The organism is Amycolatopsis sp. NPDC003865, from assembly GCF_053605345.1.
This window is the reverse complement of sequence record NZ_JBSGJA010000028.1, coordinates 1-21,408: the sequence shown is the minus strand read 5'-3', so window position 1 is coordinate 21,408 and position 21,408 is coordinate 1. Positions and strand designations below refer to the sequence as shown.

General features: G+C 69.5%; 21 protein-coding genes and 1 pseudogene. 10 read left to right on the top strand and 12 right to left on the bottom strand.

Annotated elements, in window-relative coordinates:
- Positions 1-84 precede the first annotated feature (84 nt).
- Both ACWEVP_RS43040 and ACWEVP_RS43035 read left to right on the top strand, forming a co-directional pair.
- Positions 85-1,485 carry a KamA family radical SAM protein gene (locus ACWEVP_RS43040; RefSeq protein ID WP_452068364.1) on the top strand — a complete coding sequence of 467 codons (1,401 nt, stop codon included), beginning with the start codon at positions 85-87 and terminating at the stop codon, positions 1,483-1,485.
- Positions 1,486-2,100: 615 nt separating this feature from the next.
- Positions 2,101-2,577, top strand: coding sequence for a hypothetical protein (locus ACWEVP_RS43035; protein ID WP_452068363.1), 477 nt, complete (start codon positions 2,101-2,103; stop codon positions 2,575-2,577).
- 85 nt (positions 2,578-2,662) lie between these two features.
- Here the strand turns inward: ACWEVP_RS43035 and ACWEVP_RS43030 are convergent, their stop codons facing one another.
- On the bottom strand, positions 2,663-4,798 hold the full coding sequence (locus tag ACWEVP_RS43030; protein WP_452068362.1) for an ATP-binding protein: 2,136 nt from the start codon (positions 4,796-4,798) through the stop codon (positions 2,663-2,665).
- Positions 4,799-4,875: 77 nt separating this feature from the next.
- Positions 4,876-5,709 (bottom strand): hypothetical protein, encoded by an 834-nt coding sequence (locus ACWEVP_RS43025; protein ID WP_452068361.1) that lies wholly within the window; start codon positions 5,707-5,709, stop codon positions 4,876-4,878.
- 454 nt (positions 5,710-6,163) lie between these two features.
- Between ACWEVP_RS43025 and ACWEVP_RS43020 the strand changes: the two genes are divergently transcribed.
- Positions 6,164-6,490 (top strand): hypothetical protein, encoded by a 327-nt coding sequence (locus ACWEVP_RS43020; protein ID WP_452068360.1) that lies wholly within the window; start codon positions 6,164-6,166, stop codon positions 6,488-6,490.
- 20 nt (positions 6,491-6,510) lie between these two features.
- Here ACWEVP_RS43020 and ACWEVP_RS43015 read toward each other — a convergent pair whose 3' ends face one another.
- Complete coding sequence (locus ACWEVP_RS43015) at positions 6,511-7,347, bottom strand: DUF6998 domain-containing protein (protein ID WP_452068359.1); 837 nt, start codon at positions 7,345-7,347, stop codon at positions 6,511-6,513.
- A 314-nt stretch (positions 7,348-7,661) separates the two neighbouring features.
- On the bottom strand, positions 7,662-8,216 hold the full coding sequence (locus ACWEVP_RS43010; protein ID WP_452068358.1) for a hypothetical protein: 555 nt from the start codon (positions 8,214-8,216) through the stop codon (positions 7,662-7,664).
- A 211-nt stretch (positions 8,217-8,427) separates the two neighbouring features.
- Between ACWEVP_RS43010 and ACWEVP_RS43005 the strand changes: the two genes are divergently transcribed.
- Complete coding sequence (locus ACWEVP_RS43005) at positions 8,428-9,045, top strand: hypothetical protein (protein ID WP_452068357.1); 618 nt, start codon at positions 8,428-8,430, stop codon at positions 9,043-9,045.
- Positions 9,046-9,707: 662 nt separating this feature from the next.
- Here the strand turns inward: ACWEVP_RS43005 and ACWEVP_RS43000 are convergent.
- The 3 genes from ACWEVP_RS43000 to ACWEVP_RS42990 all read right to left on the bottom strand — a co-directional run bounded on the left by ACWEVP_RS43000 (position 9,708) and on the right by ACWEVP_RS42990 (position 11,608).
- Positions 9,708-9,905 (bottom strand): hypothetical protein, encoded by a 198-nt coding sequence (locus tag ACWEVP_RS43000; RefSeq protein WP_452068356.1) that lies wholly within the window; start codon positions 9,903-9,905, stop codon positions 9,708-9,710.
- A 131-nt stretch (positions 9,906-10,036) separates the two neighbouring features.
- Positions 10,037-10,444, bottom strand: a complete 408-nt coding sequence (locus tag ACWEVP_RS42995) for a hypothetical protein (RefSeq protein WP_452068355.1) — start codon at positions 10,442-10,444, stop codon at positions 10,037-10,039.
- Between the two features lie 138 nt (positions 10,445-10,582).
- Complete coding sequence (locus ACWEVP_RS42990; RefSeq protein ID WP_452068354.1) at positions 10,583-11,608, bottom strand: hypothetical protein; 1,026 nt, start codon at positions 11,606-11,608, stop codon at positions 10,583-10,585.
- A gap of 98 nt (positions 11,609-11,706) precedes the next feature.
- Here ACWEVP_RS42990 and ACWEVP_RS42985 point away from each other — a divergent pair, with 98 nt between their 5' ends.
- Positions 11,707-11,961, top strand: a complete 255-nt coding sequence (locus ACWEVP_RS42985; protein WP_452068353.1) for a hypothetical protein — start codon at positions 11,707-11,709, stop codon at positions 11,959-11,961.
- A 40-nt stretch (positions 11,962-12,001) separates the two neighbouring features.
- Here ACWEVP_RS42985 and ACWEVP_RS42980 read toward each other — a convergent pair whose 3' ends face one another.
- Positions 12,002-12,637 (bottom strand): helix-turn-helix domain-containing protein, encoded by a 636-nt coding sequence (locus ACWEVP_RS42980; protein ID WP_452068352.1) that lies wholly within the window; start codon positions 12,635-12,637, stop codon positions 12,002-12,004.
- A gap of 149 nt (positions 12,638-12,786) precedes the next feature.
- Here ACWEVP_RS42980 and ACWEVP_RS42975 point away from each other — a divergent pair, with 149 nt between their 5' ends.
- From ACWEVP_RS42975 to ACWEVP_RS42965, 3 genes are all read left to right on the top strand, one after another.
- Positions 12,787-13,455 (top strand): hypothetical protein, encoded by a 669-nt coding sequence (locus tag ACWEVP_RS42975; protein ID WP_452068351.1) that lies wholly within the window; start codon positions 12,787-12,789, stop codon positions 13,453-13,455.
- A 504-nt stretch (positions 13,456-13,959) separates the two neighbouring features.
- Positions 13,960-14,916, top strand: coding sequence for a hypothetical protein (locus ACWEVP_RS42970; RefSeq protein ID WP_452068350.1), 957 nt, complete (start codon positions 13,960-13,962; stop codon positions 14,914-14,916).
- A 496-nt stretch (positions 14,917-15,412) separates the two neighbouring features.
- Entirely contained in the window at positions 15,413-15,541 is a 129-nt protein-coding gene (locus ACWEVP_RS42965) for a hypothetical protein (protein ID WP_452068349.1), read from the top strand.
- Positions 15,542-15,975: 434 nt separating this feature from the next.
- Here ACWEVP_RS42965 and ACWEVP_RS42960 read toward each other — a convergent pair whose 3' ends face one another.
- From ACWEVP_RS42960 to ACWEVP_RS42950, 3 genes are all read right to left on the bottom strand, one after another.
- On the bottom strand, positions 15,976-16,302 hold the full coding sequence (locus ACWEVP_RS42960; protein ID WP_452068348.1) for a hypothetical protein: 327 nt from the start codon (positions 16,300-16,302) through the stop codon (positions 15,976-15,978).
- Positions 16,303-17,342: 1,040 nt separating this feature from the next.
- Positions 17,343-17,513, bottom strand: coding sequence for a hypothetical protein (locus ACWEVP_RS42955; RefSeq protein WP_452068347.1), 171 nt, complete (start codon positions 17,511-17,513; stop codon positions 17,343-17,345).
- Positions 17,514-17,953: 440 nt separating this feature from the next.
- Entirely contained in the window at positions 17,954-18,685 is a 732-nt protein-coding gene (locus ACWEVP_RS42950) for a helix-hairpin-helix domain-containing protein (protein ID WP_452068346.1), read from the bottom strand.
- A gap of 359 nt (positions 18,686-19,044) precedes the next feature.
- On the opposite strand from ACWEVP_RS42950, the gene ACWEVP_RS42945 reads away from it, so the two are divergent.
- Together ACWEVP_RS42945 and shbA are read left to right on the top strand one after the other, a co-directional pair.
- Positions 19,045-19,929, top strand: coding sequence for a hypothetical protein (locus tag ACWEVP_RS42945; RefSeq protein ID WP_452068345.1), 885 nt, complete (start codon positions 19,045-19,047; stop codon positions 19,927-19,929).
- A complete protein-coding gene (gene shbA, locus ACWEVP_RS42940) occupies positions 19,922-20,710 on the top strand; it encodes an RNA polymerase sigma factor ShbA (RefSeq protein ID WP_452068344.1) in 789 nt (262 codons plus the stop codon). Before ACWEVP_RS42945 ends, shbA begins: the two co-directional genes overlap by 8 nt.
- A 602-nt stretch (positions 20,711-21,312) precedes the next feature.
- Here shbA and ACWEVP_RS42935 read toward each other — a convergent pair.
- Positions 21,313-21,408, bottom strand: a pseudogene (locus ACWEVP_RS42935) (glyoxalase); the annotation flags it as partial.

Below are 21,408 nucleotides of genomic sequence, written 5' to 3'. Positions count from 1 at the left end.
GATCCGCCAGCAGGCAGGAAGATTTACTCTGTGAGAGCGTTATGACAGGATATTTTTACGCGTTCCCGACGACTAGGAGTACAAGTGACTGCGATCCAGGAACCTGTGACGCCTGCCGCCGCCTATGACCAGCCCTACGAGTACGCCCGCGCCGAGCTGGTGGAACCCGACTGGCGCCGCTTCCCGGGCTGGCACGACGTGACCGAGGCCGAGTGGCGCGACGCGCAGTGGCAGCGCGTGCACTGCGTCCGCAACGTCAAGCAGCTGCGCGCCCTGATGGGCGACCTGCTGGAGGAGCGCTTCTACGACGACCTGCTCGCCGACCAGCGCGAGATGGCGACGATGTCGATGCTGCTGCCGCCGCAGATGCTCAACACGATGGCGCCGACGGCGGGCACCGACCCGGCGAAGGTCACCGAGGCGTTCTACGCCGACCCGATCCGCCGCTACATGCTGCCGGTGCGCAGCGACCGTGACTCGGTGTGGGCGAGCCACCCGCACTCCGAGCGCGACTCGCTGCACGAGGCCGAGATGTGGGTCGTCGAGGGGTTGACCCACCGCTACCCGACCAAGGTGCTGGCCGAGATGATCTCGACCTGCCCGCAGTACTGCGGCCACTGCACCCGCATGGACCTGGTCGGCAATTCGACGGAGACGGTCGAAAAGCACAAGCTGACGCTCAAGCCGGTCGACCGCCAGGACGCGATGATCGCGTACCTGAAGAAGACCCCGGGTGTGCGCGACGTGGTGGTCTCCGGCGGCGACGTCGCCAACGTGCCGTGGCCGCAGCTGGAGTCGTTCCTGATGCGCCTGATGGACATCGACACGGTCCGCGACATCCGCCTGGCGACGAAGGCACTGGCGGCGCTGCCGCAGCACTGGATCCAGCCGAAGGTCGTCGAAGGCCTCGAGCGCGTCGCGGTCACCGCCCAGCGGCGGGGGGTCAACCTGGCGATCCACACCCACGTCAACCACGCCCAGTCGGTGACGCCACTGGTGGCCGAGGCGGCCCAGACGGCGCTGAACGTGGGTGTCCGCGACGTGCGCAACCAGGGTGTGCTGATGCGCGGGGTGAACGCGACCCCGGCGGCGCTGCTGGACCTGTGCTTCGCGCTGCAGGGCGAGGCGAACATCCTGCCGTACTACTTCTACATGTGCGACATGATCCCGAACGCCGAGCACTGGCGCGTGGCCGTGTGGGAGGCGCAGGAGCTGCAGCACGCGATCATGGGGTACCTGCCGGGGTACGCGACCCCGCGGATCGTGTGCGACGTGCCCTACGTCGGGAAGCGATGGGTGCACCAGCTCGCCGAGTACGACCGCGAGCTGGGGATCTCGTACTGGACCAAGAACTACCTGACCAGCGTCGACAAGGCTGACGCGGAGGATCGGGGCGAGGCGCTGCAGCGGCGCTACCCCTACTACGACCCGATCACCACCCTTCCCGAAGCCGGCCAGGCGTGGTGGGCGAACCACTCCAGCTGACGCGACGCATCACCGGCCAAGAGGCGTACCGAGGGGTGCTGCGGGGCCTGATCGGGGCCGCGCAGCACCCCTTCGGTCGTCTCGGGCATTTGGGCTGGTCAGAGCCGGTGCGTACCGGTTACGACCGATCACGATATGCCCCAGGTATGCCCCAGAAATTCCATTGTGGACAGAAGGGTGTACCCGATGATCAGCGCGGGCGAGTCGGTCAACCAAGTCCCTCGGTCGCCTTTTCGTGGGGCTGATTCATCCGTCCGCGCGGCAACAAATTCCAAAATAACGCTGGCATCCGCAGGCTGACATTGCGAGAGTATTAATTTCACTTCATTGGCATGTATAGTGAATTGCCATATGAGCCCAAGTGAGGGTGATTGGACTGATCACTCACTGTAGTTTCGTCACAAGGTGGGACGTCAGGGAGTGCCGCGGTCTGGTGGTCCGAGCTGCGAGAACGGTCGACCGTCGGCGACAATTCGGATACAAGATGTGGGTGATACCCCTGGGTATCACCCACATGTTGCGGGTCTCGGGAAGGTCAGGTTGTGCAGTGGTCGCGAATGCATGCTGCTCGCGGTGTTTGTGTCGCTTGCACACGCTTGATGGCACTCTGGGAATGTGTCCAGGCCCGCAGCCTCCGTCAACCCGAAGGCAACCTCGCGCCCCGACGTCGAACTGCGCCCATCGGTGGTGCGGCAGTACTCCCCCAAGACACTCGCGTGCTACCGCGCCCGGCTCGCGCACTACCAACACTGGTGCCGCACCCGCGACTACCAGCACGGGACCGACACGATCACAACCTCCAAGCTCGTCGAGTACGTCCACGATCAGATCAGCCGCTGGAACGACTCCCGCGACACCCCGGACCCCGACGTCTACCCGCGGTACCGACCGGACACCATCCGGCAGGCCGTGAACGCCCTCGTCTACTGGGCCGAACGCAGCACCGGCCAGCCACCTGACGACCGCGCCGCGAAGGAAGCTCTCCGCCGATTCGCCGACGACTTCAACCAGGCCCACCCAGCAGCGTGGCGAGTAGTCGCACGCCGATCACCCAGGCCACGACGCCAAGCCATTCAGCGACCGTCCGAGTGAGGCCCGCCGGAGAGACAGCGCCTGCAAGCCGGAGCAGCTCTAGCCACCGCGAGGACAGCTTCGCCGGAGTAGGCAGCGTCGTGGTTCAGGTGTGGTCGAGGTCGTCGAGTTGGTGTTGGACGCGCTCGGCATCGGCGTCGCGGCCTTGTTCCCGGTACAGCTGCAGCGCCTCCCGCCACACCGCGCGGGCCTGCTCGTACCGGCCGAGCGCGGCGTGGGGATGGCCCACGTGGTCGAGGGTGTCCGCGACTGTGTAGGCGGCGCCGACGCCGCGGAGCAGGGTGAGGGCGTGGTGGTAGTGGTCGAGGGCTTGGTGGTAGTCGCCGGCGTGGTGGGCGATGTAGCCCAGGCTGTCCAGCGTGACCGCCTCGCCGTCGGGATTGTGGTGGTGTCGATGCAGGGGGAGAGCGGCCTGGCAGTGCTCGCGGGCGGTGTCGAACCGGCCCAGGCGCGCGGCATACCAGCCCACCGCGCTGAGCGCACAGGCTTCCCACACCGGCTGGTCGACGGCGCGGTAGAGGTCGAGGGCGTGGTGGGCGTGCTCCAGGGCCTGCTGGTCGTCCCTCCGTCGTTCCCAGGCGACCGCGAGTGTCTGGTGGGTGTGGGCCTGTTCGGCGGGGTCGTGGTGGCGCAAGGCGAGGTCCAGGGCCTCCACCAGGTGGGTGCTGGCCTGGTCGTGCAGGCCCAGCCGGGAGCAGGCGTCACCGAGGTGCCGGTGGGTGCGGCTGCGAGTGGCGGTGTCGGGCAGGTGGTCGGCGGCGTCCAGTGCGGCTTGCCATGTGGTGACCTCGTCGTGCCGGTGTCCCCGTCGGAGGTGGAAGGTGGTCAGGTTCCAGGCCAGGTGCCAGACGGTGTGGTGGTGGCCGAGCGTGGCGGCGGTGTGCTGGGTGGCCAGCAGCGTGGCGTGTTCGGCGTCCATCCACGCCAGTGCCGCGGCAGTGTCGGGTAGCGGGTGTGGGTGCACGCCGGGCGCGGGCGGCTCGGGCCGCACGAGCACGAGGTGGGGGTCCAGGAGGCGGTCGGCGGTGTGGGCGGTGTGCAGGTGGAAGTCCCCCGCCCGGGTCAGGGCCGCTTCCCGTACCTGCTCGGGCAGGGTGGTGTGGGCGGTGTCCGTGGCGTAGCGGCGGACCAGGTCGTGCATCGCGTAGCGGCCGCCCGGCCGCCGTTCCAGCAGGGAGGCGTTCTCCAGCCCGCTCAGCGTCCGGCGGGCGAGGCGGTCGGGCAGGGCGGTGAGGGCGGCGGTGGCGGGTGGGGTGGTGTCGGGACCGGGGGCGATGCCCAGCAGCGCGAACACGGTGCGCTGGGTGTCGGTGAGGTAGCGCAGGGACCAGGACAGCACGGTGGGCAGGCTGGCGGCCGGGTCGGTGTCGTGGTCGAGCGCCTCCAGGCCGAGCTCGCGCAGTTCGGCGGCGGCCTCGGCCAACGGAACGTCGGGGCGGGTGCCGGCGGTGCGCGCGGTGATCGACAACGCCAGCGGGTGGCCCCCGCACAGTCCGATCAGCTCGTTGACCGCCTCGGGTTCGGCGGCGACGCGGTCGGCGCCCAGGCGGGCGGCCAGCAGGCCGCGGGCCTCCTCGGGGGGCAGGACGTCCAGGGGCAGGTGGCGGGCGTCGTGCCGGTCGATCAGCGAGGCCAGCCGGTGCCGGCCGGTGACCAGCACGGTGCAGGACGGCGAGCCGGGCAGCAGGGGTGCGACCTGGTCGCTGGTGGCGGCGTTGTCCAGCACGATGAGCATCCGCCGCCCGGCCACCAGGCTGCGGTAGAGCGTCGCTTGGGCGTCGAGGTCGGTGGGGATGCGGTTCGCTTCGACGCCCAGGGCGTCGAGGAACCCGCGGACCGCCGTCGCTGGCTGCACCGGTTCGTCGGTGGGGCTGAAGCCGTGCAGGTCGACGAACAGCTGCCCGTCCGGGAACCGCTCCAGATGCCGGTATGCCCAGGCCAGGGCGAGCCAGGTCTTGCCGATGCCCCCGGCACCGCCGACCGCCGAGACCAGCACCGTCGCGCCCTGCCCCTGCGGTGTGGCGGCGTGGGTCAGGGCGCAATCCAGGCGGGCCAGTTCCGTGGTCCGGCCGGTGAACAGTCCCGGTGCGGCGGGCAGCTGCCGCGGGATGGTCGGCGCGGGTCGCGGGGGTGGCGGGTGCAGGTTCAGGTTGCCGTGCACCACACCGACGGCGGCACCGTGATCGGTGGCGACGAGGTCACCGTGGATGCTCGTGGTCACCGCGGTACCGGCGGCCGAGGTGATGCCGGGGTGAGGCGGGTCGGCCGCCGACGCGGTGCGCCCGTGGTCCGCGTCGGCTAGCGAGGGTGGTGCGGCTGCTGCGCAGAAGGTGGTGGTGTGCCGATGGTGAGGTGGTCGCCGGTGGCCGCGCCGATGGTGATGCCGGGTCCGGAGCCGTGCACGTCGCCGGCGATGTGCACCCCGCGCGGCCCGGGACCGTCGTACCGACCGTGTGTTCCGGGGCCGGCGGCAGGGCCGGCCGACGCGGTCTCCGGTGCTGGAGTGTCCGGCGGGCGTGGGGTGAGGACGGTGGGGTCGGCCGGGTAGGGGTGGTCGGGCAGGGCGATCCAGGCGCGGTCGTGGAAGGACTTCACCGTCACCTCGACGGGCCGGAACGTGGCCGGGTCCAGGGTAGTGGAGTTGCGTACGACCTCGTCGAAGACCAGCCCGGACACGATCATGGCCAGCACGCCCGGTGAACCGGTCAGGGCCTCGCGGACCGGGGCTGCGTCCAGCAGCCGGAACGCCGCGACCATCGTGGGCGAGGTCGCGCCGTGGTCGTCGAAGGCGACCTCCCCGGCGTGCACTGCCAGCCGCAGCCGGGCGCGCGCGGCGGTGGGGCTCGTGCTGTTGTGCCCACGTATTGCGCGCACCAGCGCCTGGGGCAGCACCTCCAGCAACGGCGCCTTCGGGTACTCCGGCGGGACCAGTACCACCACACCGTCCCCGGCGTCTCCGTGCCAGCACGCCTGCATCGGTACCCCGGCTGCCGCCAGCGCCTCGGTGACCACCGCGTACATCCCGGCGCGGGTGCCGAGCTGGTGGGGCAGCGTCCGGGTCGGAGCGCTGTAGCCCTCCACGTCGACCAGGACCATCGTGCGGTGGACCGCGTGCCGACCCGTTTTCGCCATGCCGACCCCCCGAGGGCAGAACCGCGTGGTGCGCCGATGAACCACCGTTGTATCGGCTGGCGGGGCGGGTTCCGCGTCATGTGACGCACCGGCCGCCCGTTCGGCCCTACGAGTCCACCCGACCGGGCGACACGCCGCGATTCGTCGGCAAGTGGGTGATCAGGGCGTCCCAGCGGCCGTTGGGGTCGCGGCGTCATCAGGACCCCGACAATGCCGCCATGACCTCGGCGCCGGGCTGGCTGGCGAACATCCTGTGGGAGGGCGAACCGGATGGTGTGCTTATCCGAGAGTCCCGTCGAGCACCTGCACTGGCTGCTCCACGACCAGGCGTTCCCGCCGTGGGCGCTGCTGTTCACCCGCGAATGGGTGTACCAGACCAGGCCGGAGGCGGCCCGGTCTGGTACACCCGCGAAGCCAACACCGGACCCTGACGGCGGAGCAGCGGAACTGGGCGGTGAGGTTCGAGGGCTACACCAGCGACTGGCTGCACGAGCGGGAATGGCGTGTCCCCGTCCCTCCCGGCTTCACCGGGCTGCAGCTCACCGCCGGCATCGTCAAGGCCGTCCTCATCGGAGAGCCGACGTGGGCGCCGCCGTGGCGGCAGGTGCTCGAGCCGACCGGCTACCTGATCGACGTGGATGGCACTCCCGGCCTCGACGGTGTCGCCCCGGAGCTGGCGCCGCAGTGGCGGCTGCCGGCGTTGTGGGAGCGGATCCCCGCGTTCTGGCGGGATCGCGCAAATCGCCGGTTTGTCCTCGTGCAAGGTCCAGCGCAGAGCTGACCCCGCACCACGCGCGCCGGCTACATCGAGGCGACGGCGCGGAACCGGGCCGTGACGTCCACGCCGAGCCGGAGGCCGGCGGTGATCCTGATCAGGCGCCCGTTGACGTGGGCGGAGTGCCGGCCGGCCGTTTCGAGCTCGGCCACCGGAACCTCACGGGCCTCGCGCAGCGCGTAGGTAGCGCTGTCGAAGGTGATCAGCACAGCGATGTCGAAGTCGAAGGACCGGAAGACCGAGAACACCGCACCCGCGCCGGTGTCCGGCCCGACGGTGCGGGCCTTCACCTGGATCCGGCGGCCGTCGGCGTCGATCAGGTCGTAGGACTTGACCGAGTTCGGCTCGAGCGTCCCGTGATAGACCTTCGCGGCGAGGTACTCGGCGTAGTCGCCCAGGGGCGCGTTGCGGGTCCGCACGACACCGCGGTCACGCAGCTCGGCCAGGATCGCGGCGTACCGGCCCAGCAGTTCCGGGACGGACGCCGCGCCGAGGTCGTCGGGTTGTTCAGTCACGCGCTCATCTTCCGCCGACGCTGCCGAAGGTGAGCGCGCCAGGGCTGTCAGGACTACTTTCCGGCAAGAGCTACGGCGCCCGGGGAGGGTGATGGTGTCGAGGATGTCGCACTGGTAGCGGCCGTCGGTGGGGTGCTGGGTGACCGCGGCGACGTGCAGGGCGTCCGGCTGCCAGGCCCAGCGCCGGCGGACGTGGTTGATGCCGGTGGCGTCGAGGATCTCGCGATCGGCCCGGGGGTAGGCGTGCGCGAGGTGCGGTCGCCAGTGCCGGCCGATCGCGTCGGCGTGCGCGAGCGCGCGGACCTGGTTGACCAGCTGCCCCAGGGGCTCGTCGCGGGCCTCGAACACCTCCGGGCCGGTCGGGCCGGGGCTGCTGATGTCGAGCTGGACACCGTCGGCGTTGACAGTGGTGGGCCCAGCAGCAGCTCGATGCCCTGCAGCAGCTTGTCGCCGGCGCCCTGGCGCAGCCGCGCGGTCAGCTGTTGCGCCGCGTGCTCGTGGTCGTCGGCGTTGACGCCGGCCGCGGCGCCGCACAGGGTGAGGTGCGGCCAGTCCGCGGGCACCGCGGCGCAGCCCCACTGGTCGGCCAGGATCTTCTGGTAGGCGCCGTGACCCGGCGGCGGATGTCCAGCGGCGGCGCGGCGAGCACCTGCAGCCGAGTCTCACCCGGTGTCCACGAGTGCGCGGCGAAGTGGTCGCGCGTGGCCACGCCGGGCCGCGACCGCGCGGCAAACGTCCAATGTGAGCAGGCGGAATCCTTCGGCGGTCCGGGTATCGGGAATCGACGCCACCCAGGACGGCCGCCACGCGCTCGGGTCGTGCATGCCGGCCCGCGCTGCTTCGGCGGCCGCGGCGGTACGCCACGCGGGCTGGTGCTCCTGGCCGCAGCCGGGCACCTGCGCCGGCGTCACGATCCGGGTGGTCACCACGCTGCTGGCCGGGAGCAGGACGATCCCGCCGGCGATGTCGCCGCACGGGCTGCCCAGCTCGTCGGCGATGACGACGATCGCCCGCGCCAGCTTGCGGGCGTGGGCGCGCAGCTGCTGCTCCTGCTCGGCGTCGGCGGTGCGCTCGATCGCCCACAGGCAGTCCGCGTGCCGGGTCCGCAGCCCTGCCAGCCGCGTCATCCCCTCGGTGCGGTCGGCGCGCCCGAGTGACCGGAGCCGCTGGTCCAGCAGCAGGTCCCGGGCATCCACGAGTTCGCGCTCGTCGCTCATGCCCGCAGCGATCAGCGATCACCCCATGGGCGGGCCGGTGACGCACTTCGGGTCAGCGCGACGACCGCCTCCCAAGCTGCCGGCTCGAGCACCCGCCGCCCACGTATCGCGGCTCCCTTTTCATCTCCGGTGGTCGGGACGCCGGTGAAGTCGATGGTCAGCACTACTGTGTGGCGCAGTAGCCCTTCACGAGCTCAGCTGAGGACCGCGAATGACCGTTCAGATTGACTTCGAGATGCCGGCAGAGATCGCGGAGGGCCTGCTCAAGGGCGATCTGCGCCTCTTTGGCGGCGTTGTGCGCAACCGCGCTGGACACATCGTGGCCCACCTCAAGGAGGCCTCCGCCTCCAAGCTGCACCAGCAGGGCGCGGTCGGCGCGGCAGCCTCGATGCTCAAGAAGAAGCCGGTCGTCGTTGCGGGGCTCGCGACGCTGGCGGTCGCCGGGACGGTCGCCGCCGTCGTTCCGATCGTGCGCCAGCGAAGGCGGGCCCTGCCGGAGTGCGTCACGAACTACAACGACTCGCTGCGCGCCTACCTCGAGGGCGTCCGCGACCAGAACCTCGACGCTGAGATCATCGAACGCCTCATCGCCGATCTCGACGCGGTCAAGGCGTACTCCGAGAACGGCAACATCACCGTCGACTTCTCCGCGGAGCAGTCCGAAACCCTCGTCCAGGTCGTCATCGACTACACGCGGCAGCTGGCCCAGGCGAACTCGTTCGAACTGGACGAGCCACCGGAGCCGACCCCGACCTCGACCGACGCTCCCGTCGTCGACCTGCGTCGCTACCTGGAGATCCAGCGGAAGATCTTCAACGACGCCGCCTGATCGACTCCGCTCGAGTCCGCCCTCTGCCGTGGACCGTCAGGCCCGAACGCGCCAGCCGGACACGCATCCGGACGTCGGCTACGCGCGGATAGCCGACGTCGGCGCCGACCAAGGTCGGGCGACCTTCGCCAAGGGCCTGCACCGCCACCGCCGAGGTGGAGGCGAAAAACCACGACAGGGTGACGGTGGTGGCCAGGTACTGACGGTGCTATTCGCAGGACGCCCTGCTACCAGCCAGCGGCCGGGTCGTAGGGCGGGAAGTTCGCCCGTTTGGGATTGAGCGCCACGACCGGGTCTGGTGCGGCGGCCAGCGCGGGACGCCGGTGATCCGCCGGCGAGGAACACTGCCGGGGCGTCGCCGGGCTGGGTCCGGTTGTAGTCCGGGGCATCAAAGTACAGATCGCTTGGCTCGCGCTGACGTAGGTCCACTGGCGCAGCATCTGCGGTGATGACATGCGGTAAGAGAGAGTTGTGCACGTCGCGGTGCTCCAGTCCAACGCCGTACCCGCGCAGCGCGAGCCGCCCGGCGGCGAGCTCGGCCAGGGTGAACGCTGTGGTGCCGGCCGCGGAAGCAGCCGAAGGCCGGGCCGTCCGGTTACCAGTTCGGTGTCAACAGATGTCTTCACCGTCGTCCGCCACGGCCCGACACCCGCGAACGGTCGCTACTCGCTCAGCTCGCGACGTTCGGGCGTGTCTTCCACCTGTGCTCGGGTGACCTCCAGGTGACCCAGCTTGATCGACAGCGCCGGGCTCAGCATCCGCAGGACACGCACAGCGACCTGGCGGCGCTTGGCGTTGCTGGTGTTGAGCGCGATCAAGACGGCGTAGACGACCAGGGCGCAGCGGACCAGAGTGGACACCGCAACTGCGCTGATGAAGGCGACGAAACCAACTTGGACAGCCGACACGGCTCCTCCAGGTGAGGATGACGTGCCGGGTGCCTCAAACCCGACGTGGCGAGCGGTCCCGCCTCAGGCATGCGTTTGTGCGATCAGGATACCGGAGCCTCGTCGTCTGGTTGCGGTACGCGGGTGGCGGGGTGTCGGATTTTCCGGCCCTTGGCCCGGTAACGGTCAACGATGGCCCGGCAGTCCGCGCCGGTGATCCGCAAGCCTCCGTGGCCGCGCCAGCACACCAGGTCCGCCGTCTCGTCGTCGGCGGGTTCGGCGGCCGTGATCAGTGTGTAGAAGGCGTATCCGACGCTCAGGCTCTGCGGGTTGGCCACAGACGAGCCGCGCATCCAGGAGGTGAGGCCGACGCCGTCGTCACGGTCGCGCAGCCGGGCGAGGATGTTGTTGCAGTCCGGGCAGACGATTTCGGCGATGAGCCGTCGATCACCTGAGCCCGCGGGGATGTCCTTCTCGGTGTAGGGCCCCTGCTGGGTTCGCCAGAAGGTCATGCCGGCCGCCTGACCCCACGAGGCGGTGCCGCAGACGCGCCGGGGCGCTCGGTGAAGGGGGCGCGGTCCGACATGGTTATGAGGGTACCGAGCGGGCACCGCGCTTGATCCGAACCGATCGCGCGGCGTGGACTACCTTCAGACCAACCCGGCGCCGACGTTGATGCGGCCGACGTGCCACCGGTGCGGCTGCACCTCGCAGAACATGGGGTAGCTGCGCAGCAGTTCGTACAGGCTGTACATCCGCTCGATGTGGCTGTGGCCTGGGAACTCGGGCACTGCGGCCAGAATTTCCGACCGGGTCATCGGCTCGGGCGAGCAGGCCAGCACTCGGGCGACCCGGTGCAGCAGGGCCTCGCCGATCGAGCCGCGTTCGGCGACGGCCCAGACGGTCTCACCCCGCTCGAAGCGTTTGTTGACCGCGGTGGCTTGCTTGACGATGGCCTCGCCGACGTCGTGTAGGAGCGGCTTGATCGTGTCGTTGGGTATGGGGTGCGCGCGCCGGTATGCCAGGAACCCGCCCATCAGCGCCGCGGCGATCAGCAGCGCCGCCAGCGGGTGATCCCACGAAGCCCGCGCCGTCCGCACGACCGCGCGGGCGGTGCCTTCCACTGCGAGCGTGACGACTTTGTTGGCGGTGCTGGCCAGCCCCTCGGCGGTCGTGACCTGCCCTACCGCCGAGCGCAGGCTGATCCAGTCCTCGTGCGCCAGGCCGCTGCGGCGCAGGTCGCGATCGCCGGTGATCAATGCGGCCGGGCTGAGCACGGGGTGCAGCAGCAGCATTCCGACGTCGCTGGGGTCCTCCGTGGCCAGCTGCTCTGACTCGGGCGTGGAGGGCAGCCGATCGGTGTCCACGGTGTAGAGGAGGGGAACGTAGATGCTCCACCAGATGTGCCTTGCGGCGTCCAGGTCGAACCCGCCGTCGCTTTCCTGCCAGCGGTCTTCCAACACCCGTGGCACCTCGGCCCAGACTTGGCGGGTGATGAACCCGCGGAGCGTGCCGTCCCTCATCGCGTCGACGAACGACGAGTGTCGTGGCAGCCGGCGGGTCGCGGCGATCACGTCAGAGCTGAGCACCGAGCAGTCGAAGATCGCCAGGCGCCGAGGAGCCGTGTGCAGCACGCTGCGCCTCGCGGGCGGCACCAGGGTCGGCTCACGGGTCATGTGATCAGGGTACGGGGCGGCTCAGACAAACACCCTTGATTTCAGCGCAAGCGGCATGCGTCCTCTGACAGGCCGACGAGGTCCAGGAACGACTGGCCGTGGGAGCGCTCGCGCGGAGAGATCCCGCCGTAAGCGGGCAGCTACGGCCGCGACCCGGGATCCTGGTCGAGTACTCGTCAGACGGCGTCATCCAGATTGGTCTTGGCCGCAGCGAAGCCAGCGCCCTGGTCGGCCTGCTGGAGTTGCTTGGCGCTCGGCCCGCCGACGACGCGACCAGCGCCGAAGGCATCCTCAATGCCACGGCGCGACGCCTGGCGGCCTGGCTGCGGGAGCAGGTCGCACGGCGCGGATGACGTAGACCGCCCCGGACGACAGGCCTCGCACGAGCTCGGGTTACTGCTGGGCGGTCGCCTCGCCGTCGGGCTGCGTCGTGGGCTCGCCCTCGCCGTAGGACGTCCAGTCTTCGGGCTGCGGGAGCGCATAGCCGTGTTCGCGCAGCGTGTCGAGGATCGCGGCGACCTTCTGGTGCTGCTGCTCGAGGATCGCGTCCTCCTCGTCGTGCTGCACGCGGGCTTCGATGACCGCCTTCTCGCCGGGCTGGTCGAGCCAGCCGGTCCATCGCTCGTCGACGTCAAGGCCAGCGTCGCGGGCCAGGTGCACGGTCAGCGACAGATCTTCCTGGGCGCGGTGATACTCGATGGCCGCAGCCTTCAGCGCCTCATACGCCTGGTGCGCGTTGCGGGTGACCAACTCCAGGTCCGCGTGGTGGCGGCTGATCTCCGGTCGCTGCGTGAGGTAGGTCCAGCTGCGCAGCTCGAGCGCGTCGCCGAGGGCGACGGCCTCGCTGACCTTGACGGGCCGTTGTTTGCTTTCGATCTTCCAGATCGTGGCTTGGCTGAATCCAAAGCCGCGATCGGTCATCCGTTGGGCGAGCTCGCCCTGGCTCAGGCCCTGGCGCTCGCGGAAGTTCCGCACGTTGGCCGCGACGTTGTCGTCGATGTCGGCCGGCGGCTTGGGCGTCTCACTCATCATGACTCCGATACAGAGTTGCGATCTATGTCAAACCGTAGTCTACTTGGTTCCAGAGTCAAGTCGAACACCACATTGGAGTTGCGATGGCAGCGCAGACCAGCGACCGGCCGACGTCCGCAGGACCCCACCCCACAAACCGAGAGTTCGTGGACCAGCTCACCGCGTGGGGATTCACGCGCCGCAAGGAAGAAGGAGTGCACCTCGTGTTCCGCGGACCGCACGGCGGCACGCTTCGAGTGGTCCGCTCCCTGCTCGGCCGGGTCGACACCGACCGCGTGGACAAGGCCGCCCGGCTGCTCCGCGTCACGATCAGCCAATTCTGGGCTGGTCCAGAGACCAGCGTCCCCGAGCCTCTCAGCCCAGCCCTCGACACCGACCTCGCGCACCGCCGGGCCGCGTCGACCGACCGCGTCACGTCCGTGGTGCTCGGCGTCCACGCTTCCGAGGACCGTCCGCTCGGCTTCGACCAGGTCGTCGCGCTCGGCGGCGGGAAAGTGACCCGGGAACAGGTGCGCACCGCCAGCGCGCAGCTCTGCCGCGAGGGCGACCTCGACCGCATCCGATCAGGCGTTTACCAGTGGGCGGAAGGCACCCGAGTACGGAACCGGCAGGAGACGCCGTCACTGCTGCCCGCAGCCGGCGCGGCCGGCCCCTCTGCGCGGCTCCGGACGGCGCCGAGCACACTTAGCGCAGCGGCGATGCTGTTCAACCAGCTGTTCCCCACCGGCATCCGCATGACCGCTGAGGCCGTCGTCGACGTCGCCCGGTGGACCGAGCTGACCGAAAAGCTCGTCTCCTACGCCGAGGCATCCTGAACCCGGCCGCCTCTCCTCCACTGGCTGCCAGGGGTTCCGTGCCGCTGACGGCCAGCTCGTCCCGGCGCAGCGCCAGGGCGCCGACCACCAGGTGCGCCTGCCGCCCGACGCCCGACACCCCAGGCCGCGGGCGGGGCGGGCAGTTCTAACGAGTCGAACTGGGTCTCCTCCCCCGGCGGGTGCACGATGATTGCGACGTCGCCGCCGGGGGCGACCTGACACGGCTCGCAGTGCGGGCGCAGCTCATAGCGGCGCAGCCCCGAGTGAAGGTCGAGTAGCAGCCCTGGTAGACCAGCTCGGTGACCTCGTCCAGCAGCGTCGAGGCCCACACGTGCGGGTCGTCGGCGAGCCGAACGCGGCAGTAGGCGACGAACGAGCCGAACGGGTCCGGCCCCGCCGGCTTCCGCTCGCCGGACAGGTAGCTGCGGATCGTCTTACGGGTCGCGTCCGAGGCGCGGGGCGATCGCCGAGTCGGGGCTACGCAGGGGTCGGATACTGTTTGGCGTGCTCTCCACCGATTCCCCTGACGTGACGCTGTTCGCCGGCCGAGCCCGCGTGTATGCCCGCTGCGCGTTCGCGCTGCGATCAGACCCGAACGCAGTCGGGGCCGAGTCCTTATTCGACGCCGCGCTCAGCAACGGCCTAGCCGTTGTCGTCGGATCGGGATGGCGCGGCGAGGAGTTCGTCGCGCAAAAGCCGAACAAGCCCGGTAAATCCAGGGTCAAGTTCGCTCGCGTCATGCTGGAGCTACTCGCGACAAAGGCTCGCCGCCAGGAGACGACCCCAGTCGGCGCTGAACTTGTCCCACCGCAGGTGCGGGTGGACGCTATCTCCGCGGAATGGGAGGCAACAGGTGAAGTCGCCAAGTCCGTGACGCTGACGGTGACGCAGTACCTCACCGTTCCATCGGAGCAACACCGGCCGACCAGCGAGGTGGAGCGCGAGCCGTTCGCGCCGCGCGCCCACGATCATGCTGTGGTGAAAGTTGAGACAGCGATCTTGCTGGAGGCGATCGACATCGCCAATGCGATCAGGCATGGTAACGAGAGCAGTGGTGAGCTGGAACAACGTCATCTCGACGCGCTGTTCGCCTTGGACGAACACCCCCGCCTGCGCGGACTGCTCGACGAGCAGATCGACGCCCACCAACGCGGCGATTCCGAGGCAGACAGCATCCGCGCCGGCATCGCGCAGGAATACCTCAGCCTGCTCGACCCCGACGAAATCGCTCGCCGGGTCGAGGCGGCGGGCTGGCATGCGCCAGCCCCGGGCGACGTCGGCGAGGCCCTCCAGGAATGCCCGGTCTGCGACCAGGAAGCACTGATTCCCGACGGCGGTGTAGACGATTTTGGCGCCGGCATCGTCGCGGGCACATGCCACGTATGTGGTTACCGCCGCAGTCGTGAGCAGGCAGATCGTGAAGCCTGGCAAATCAGGCTGGACAAGCACCAGGACCGCTGAGCTTGGGGGTGCAGGTCGCGACCGCGATTCACGGAAGCTGCGCGGCCCGTGCTGACCCGGCGCCGGTTGCCTCTTCCGCCAGGGCGCCGCCGATCGACCGACCGCGTCGACTTACATCGGAGACGCACTGCAATGACTACTGGCACTGAGCTGACCGCTGCAGCGCTGCGCCATCCGCCGGACGGCGGCTCGCCGCCAGACCGCGAGGGCTTCAGCCAGGCTAGTGGCGCGGGGAGCACGCTCCCCGGCCATGCTTCAGCCCGGTCGGCTGTCAATGTAAGTTGACTCTCCCGTCCGTGAGCGATTGAGACTACGCGGCCCAGACCGAGCAGCACGTCGTCAACACCATCGAGGCTCGTGGCGGAAACTACGTGCGCAGCCGCATCCTGGACGAGCTTCGGCTGGCCGCAACCGGCTCGCTCAGTGCGAGCCGGCGGAAGCTGCCCGGATCGGCATCAGCGCGTTGCAGCAGGCCGAAGGGATGCGGTCCACGGTCGTGACGAAGTGGCTGATCGGGCTGGCCGGTCCGTTGAACAAGAACTACGGCTCGGTTGCGGAGGTGACGGATTTCGTTGAAGGTCTGACTGCCTACGTTCAGCACGCCGCTCCAGGAGGAACACCGTGACCGCTCCGTCCAGCGACATGCCTATCCTGATCGATCAGGCCGCCGAGCGGCGGCCGAGCTGACGCCCACGCTGACCGGCATCTACTCGCGCGTGTACGCCGAACCGCCCTTCCGGGTGCGAGCGTGGGTGCGCCAGGGCGCGGGGCGCCCGCGCGGGCCCTGAAGGTAGTGGAGTCGAGCTTGCCGAACCGGACCGCGCGGTCTGGGCGTAGACGGTGCCGCGGCGCGCGGTAAGGAGCCGGCCGACGCCGCGGTGGTGACGCGGTTGGACGTCCAGGCCAAGCAACACGCCACGATGGTTGCAGCGGCTGCCGGCTCTCGCGCCGCCCGTCAGCTAAGCGGCGCAGGTCCACCGTGGCCACGGCCGAATGCGGCACGACGCGGCCGCCCGTGCCCGGCCGTGGCCAGGTGCTGGAGCTAGAACCAGCCTCCTGTCATTGCTGCTGCTCACGCGGTATCCGGGGCAGGTCTCTGCCGTCGTCCGCGGATGCATGGCCGCCGTTGTCCCGCGACGCTTCCTGTTGCGCCAATCGAGAGAGCAGCCTCCCCACCTGGCCTGCCTTGAACAGGTAGTGCGGAAGGGAGATCAGCCACGCGGTCAGCACGACCGCGCAGATGGCCCAGATCAGCGCGAACCTGATGTCCAGGCCGCCCAGCTTCAGGATTGGGGTCAAGATGACCATCAGCATGGTCAGCACGACATCTGACCAGGGGCGGGGTGGGCGCGTGCCGTGTGGTGCCGCCCTGGCGGCGTCGATCATTGTTCCTCCCGAGCGGCGATAAGTGATCGAAAAATCCGGGGTGCGATGCGCCCCGTAATCACTTCTCTGATTGGTGTGCGGTCGAGCAAAATCAAGCGTGCTCGAAGAGCAGAACCGCGTCTGGAAACACGGTTCATCGAGCGGTGGCGCCGCCTGCTGGCGGACACCACGTGTAATAAACCACTATTAGTCGCAGACCGCTACCCCGCGTACCAGGCGGGAGAAACTTTCCTGAAAACGAGCCAAAGGGGTTCTCGGCAACAGCCGTGAACCCCTTCGGAGATCCGTGATCAACTCTCGTTCCAGCGAGGCTGACCTCGTGTCCTTGCGCTCGACCGCACACCAGTCTTCGCTCAAGGTGGCCGGGTCGTGACCCGACTTGCCCGACGGACGCCGTGACCAGCGCTCCGTGCGACGCTGGGTAATCGTAAGCACCTCCCCCCTGGTCAGTCCAGATTTCAATCAGCAATACCCGGTTGGCGGAAGCGATCGTGATGTTCCCGTGACCAGACCCCGCACATTACGATTAATCGGTTTCAGGATGACTGCTGGTCGAGCCGTGAATCTGCCATTTTCGGGCGCAGTTGGCGAGGTATCGACTGACCCGGTGGAACGTTTTCCGAATTGAACAATGGCTTTGCGGGACAGTTGTGGATGGCCTGGCCGCGACACCGAAATCCCGGTCTCGCGATCTCGATCTTGGCGGCTGGTCCGGGGCTTCGCAGCCTTCCGGGGGCTGGATCGTGCCGCGCTGCCTGCGCCAGCCCGCCGGCCGAGTCGGTGCCGGCGACGGCAACGTTGCCGTCGCCGAGGGAGACGTGCGCCGGTGCCGTCAATCGTGAAGTTGCGTTTATCGGCTGGACGTCGACCACAGACATCGCTGAAGGAGGGACGGGTCCGGCCGGCAAGCGTACGCGGGAGCACGAGCGCTGACGGCGTCCGCGGTAACTGTCTGTAAGGTCCGCCGGGTCACGAGGTTGGCGAACAGGTAATAGCTGCGCGTCGGTGCGCCACCGACGCGGAACGTCGTCGAGCGGGCGCTACACGGCCACGGCCGTGGTCATGTGCGAGCAGTAGAACCCGTCGCCGAGCTGCATCCCGTCGGGCAGATGCTGGGCGGCCCAGAACGCGCGAGCGCCGGCCGTCGTCCCGAGATCGGTCGTGGACCACCGGTAGCCGGGCCGGTGGTTCAGCGCCGCGAGCACCAGCACGGTCCCGAACCGGCGGAGCCGGTAGGACGGGGTTGACTTCGACCCGGCTGATGACGCCGCTGAGGTCGATGGCGCACAACTGCATGCTCAGGACGGCGACCTGCTGCTCGCGTAGCTGGAGAACGAGGTCGCCGATCCCCGTCGGCCGGCGGGGCGGACAGGTGCGGATGACGAGCTCGGCCAGGTCCTCGGGGACGGTGCGGTGGAATCGGAGGTCGACCTCGAGCCACGTCGCGCGGTCGAGGTGGGATTCCAGGCACGCGTTGCAGCTGGTGGTGTGCAGGCTGAGCGTGTGGTCGTAGCCGGCGGTCTGCCCGCCGACCGCGAGGACGTGCTTGCGGTTCCGGCACCTCGTGTGCGGACCCGCGGGCTGGACCGGCAGGTCGCTGTCGCTGCCCGGGCTGTGCCCGCCACCCTTGAGCGTGGTCACCGGCGACGCATCAGCGGAAATCCCGGCTGCCAGCGGCGAGCGCGCGCAGGTCGAGCTCGGTCACCCGGTCCGCGATCAGCCACGCGGCACCCTGGGCAACCTGAGCGCGGCCGCGCACGACCACCGCCGAGCTGGAGCGCAGCACCTGCGCGAAGCGCGCCCAGGTGGTGGCGTGGACGACGACGTTGGCCAGCCCGGTCTCGTCCTCGAGGCTGAGGAACGTGATCCCGCCGGCCGTGGCCGGGCGTTGCCGGTGGGTGACCGCGCCGCCGACCAGGACCCGGGTGCCGTCGACGACGTCGAGCAGCCGCCCGGCCGCCACCAACGGGACCCCGTCCGTAGCGGCGAGGTTCTCCAGGTGGTCGCGGATGAACCGCATCGGGTGCAGCCCCGGGGTGGTGCCGGTGGCCCACAGGTCCGCGGCCGCGACCTCGATCGGCGACATGCCAGGCAGCGTCGGCGCCGACGGCGACGCCGGGCAGGTGGCCGGGGCGGGTGCGGGCCGCGGCGCCGGCGGTCCAAAGGGCGCGGCGGCGGTCAGGCCGTCGTCGAGGGAGGTGAAGCAACCCACGGTGGCCAGCGCCTCGGCGACCGGGCGGGCCAGCTGCACCCGCTCGGTCAGCTCGGCGATTCCGGTGTAGGGGCCGTGGGCGTCGCGCTCGGCGACGATCGCGGCCGCCACGTCGGCGCCGACGCGGCGGATGCCGGCCCTGGTCGACGCGCTGACCCGCCCGACGACCATCGCAAAGGACCCGCCGTGACCACGGCGGCGTCCGCCGTTCTCGCCGGGAGCCGTTCACCGCCATCCGCGAGGGCGACTCGCTGGACCGACGCGGGATCATCGGCGTGCACACTGATCAGGCCCAGCGCCTGCTTGCCGTCGTCATCCGGTCTGCGGTGCTTGTAGCGCCACCCGCGGGTGCTGACCAACGCGGACGGGCTCGCGTGCCACCCGCACACTGTTCTTATAACGAAAAGGTAACGTGGCGGTCGTGGGGCGGTGAAGGCGCACCTATAAGGCTGAGGTCCGGGTTGCCGAAGGGTTCGTGGGAACTCCTCGGTCGCCGTCGTTCTGGCTCTGCTGCAACCGAGGAATCGCCGATGACGTCCGAGGACAACGCCCTCGCCCAGGCACAGCGCCGTCGCGGCGTTCCGCTGCTGCGGAAGGCCGTAGCAGCACCGGTCGCGCCACTGGGCCGGGCGGCTCTGAACAGGCTGCTGGAGCTTGTCCTACCGGATGCCACCGCGCCGGTGGGCGAGCTGTGGATGGGGGACGGGCCCACGCGGCCGATGTCGATCCCGGACCTGGAGCTGCTGTGCGCCTTGGAAGCCGAGGGATTCGGCGGGCACGTCTGGAAGGCGCTGGGGGAGCGGCTGGCCGCCTACGGAGTCGGGGTCATCGGCGCGTGGACCGGCAGCGGGGAGATTTACCGGCGCAGCCGAGAGAAGGGCCGGCCGGTGCCGCGGCCGCAGCCGGCGTTCACCTCTGAGGAGGGGATCACCGTCGTCTACGAGACCGTCGGCAAGGGCATCCAGCTGCTGCGCAAGCGCGGCATCGAGGAAGGTACCTGGCGCCCCGATCGCGGCGCCAAGCTCTCGACCTACTTCCTCGGCTCTTGCGTGCTGTGTTTCGCCAACGCCTGCCGCAAGCAGCTGGACGCCCGCCGCAAGGTTGCACACCACGTGCTGGTGGACGCGCTCGATTGGACCGAGGGCTGCGCCCCTTCGGCTGAAGAGGTCGCATTGGCCCAGGTCGACCTCAACGCCGACCTGGCCGGGACGATGCGCACGCTGGGCAGGACGAAGCTGCCTCCGGACGTGGTCCGGCTGATCTTGTATTACCTGGCCAATGAGCACGAGGTGCCCGCCATCGCCGAGCTGGTGGCCAGCGAGACGGTCCCCTGCACGGCCCGGACCGTCCGCACCGTCCGCTCCGCCTACCGGGTCTACATCAAGCAGCAGCGCGAAGGAGAGCACCATGGCTGAGGCTTCCGCGACGGTGACGCCGGAACGCGCCCGGGCGCTGGTGGACCAGTCCTCGGTGGGCACCCGCGGGGCCCGGCAGCTGGCCGCGCGGGTGCCCCCGGAGGCGGTGGCCGCGGTGCTGGAGCGGGCCAACCGCACCGAACCTGAATCCGGAACCTGCGGGACGACCGCGGCGTACGTGACCCCGCGCGAGCTGCCCCGCTCGAGCGGGCGGCTCACAAAGGAGACTCTCGACCCTCTGGTAAAGGACGCCGGCAGCGGAGATCCCGCCGCCATCCATTCGCTGCTGCAGATGATCGAGCCGGTGGTGGTCCGCTACTGCCGGGCGCGGATGAGCGGCCGTGACCTGTCCTACCTCTCGGCCGACGACGTCGCCCAGGAAGTCTGCCTGAGCGTGCTCAAGGTCCTTCCCCACTATCAGGACCGTGGCGGCTCCTTCCTCTACCTCGTCCATGCCATCGCCGCGAACAAGGTCGCTGACGCCTACCGCGCCGTCGCCCGCGACCGCTACGAGCCCGTCCCCGAGCTCCCCGACCGCCCGCTGGTCGCCGGCAACGAGCCTGAGAGCCACGCGCTGCACCTGGACCTCGGCGCCCGGCTCGGCAAGCTGCTCGCCTCGCTGCCGCGCGTGCAGCAGGAAATCCTGGTTCTGCGCATCGCCGTCGGCTTCTCGGCCACCGAAACCGCCGAGGTGCTCGGGCTCCGTCCCGGCGACGTCCGCGTGACGCAACACCGGGCGCTGACCCGGCTACGCGGCATGATCCGCGACGACGAGTTTTGACAGACCAGCACCTGTGGGTCGACCTTACGGCACAGAGAGAACAAGTAGATCGGTCCCGCCGCCTCGAATGCTTCTCTGGCCGGAGTGCAGGGGCGGCGGGACCACCATCAACGGGATGAACCCGATTCGACAGGACGTGTCCCGTCACGCCACCCTTCCGGAAACCCGGACCGGTTGCGCACTCCATAGTGCTCGTCGAACCGGGCTACCACCATTAGCGCAGTGTGTCCTGTGTCACACAATGCCTTTTTCCCCGCTGAAGCGGGCGCAAGCTTGAAGATCGTCAAGTGGAATGTGACGTTTACCACCCATTAGCGCGCCGGAGATCTTGTTGCGCCCCCGGTGAACAGCTGGAGAAACTCCAGGTTGCAAGCGCGGTTCGTCATGTCGACTTCCTGGCCGGAGTGCAGGGGTGGCGGGACGCGGAAACCCATCAACGAAAGAGAACCCCGTTGTCTGACAAGGAAGGCGGCTCGCCGAGCCGTCGATTCCCTCTTCCCCGCTTCATCTCCGCCCTGCCGCAGCCGGGTGGCGCCGGCGAGCCGTCGCCGTGGCGGGAGCTGGTGCGGGCGCTCCCGTGGCTGCTGATCGTGTTCATCGGGAGTGGCGGCGACGTCGGCCACGCCGAGCAGCAGCACGATGGCGTCGAACGCCCGCGTGACGGGGCCGGTGTCCTTCTTGTTCGAGGTGGCGAGGGT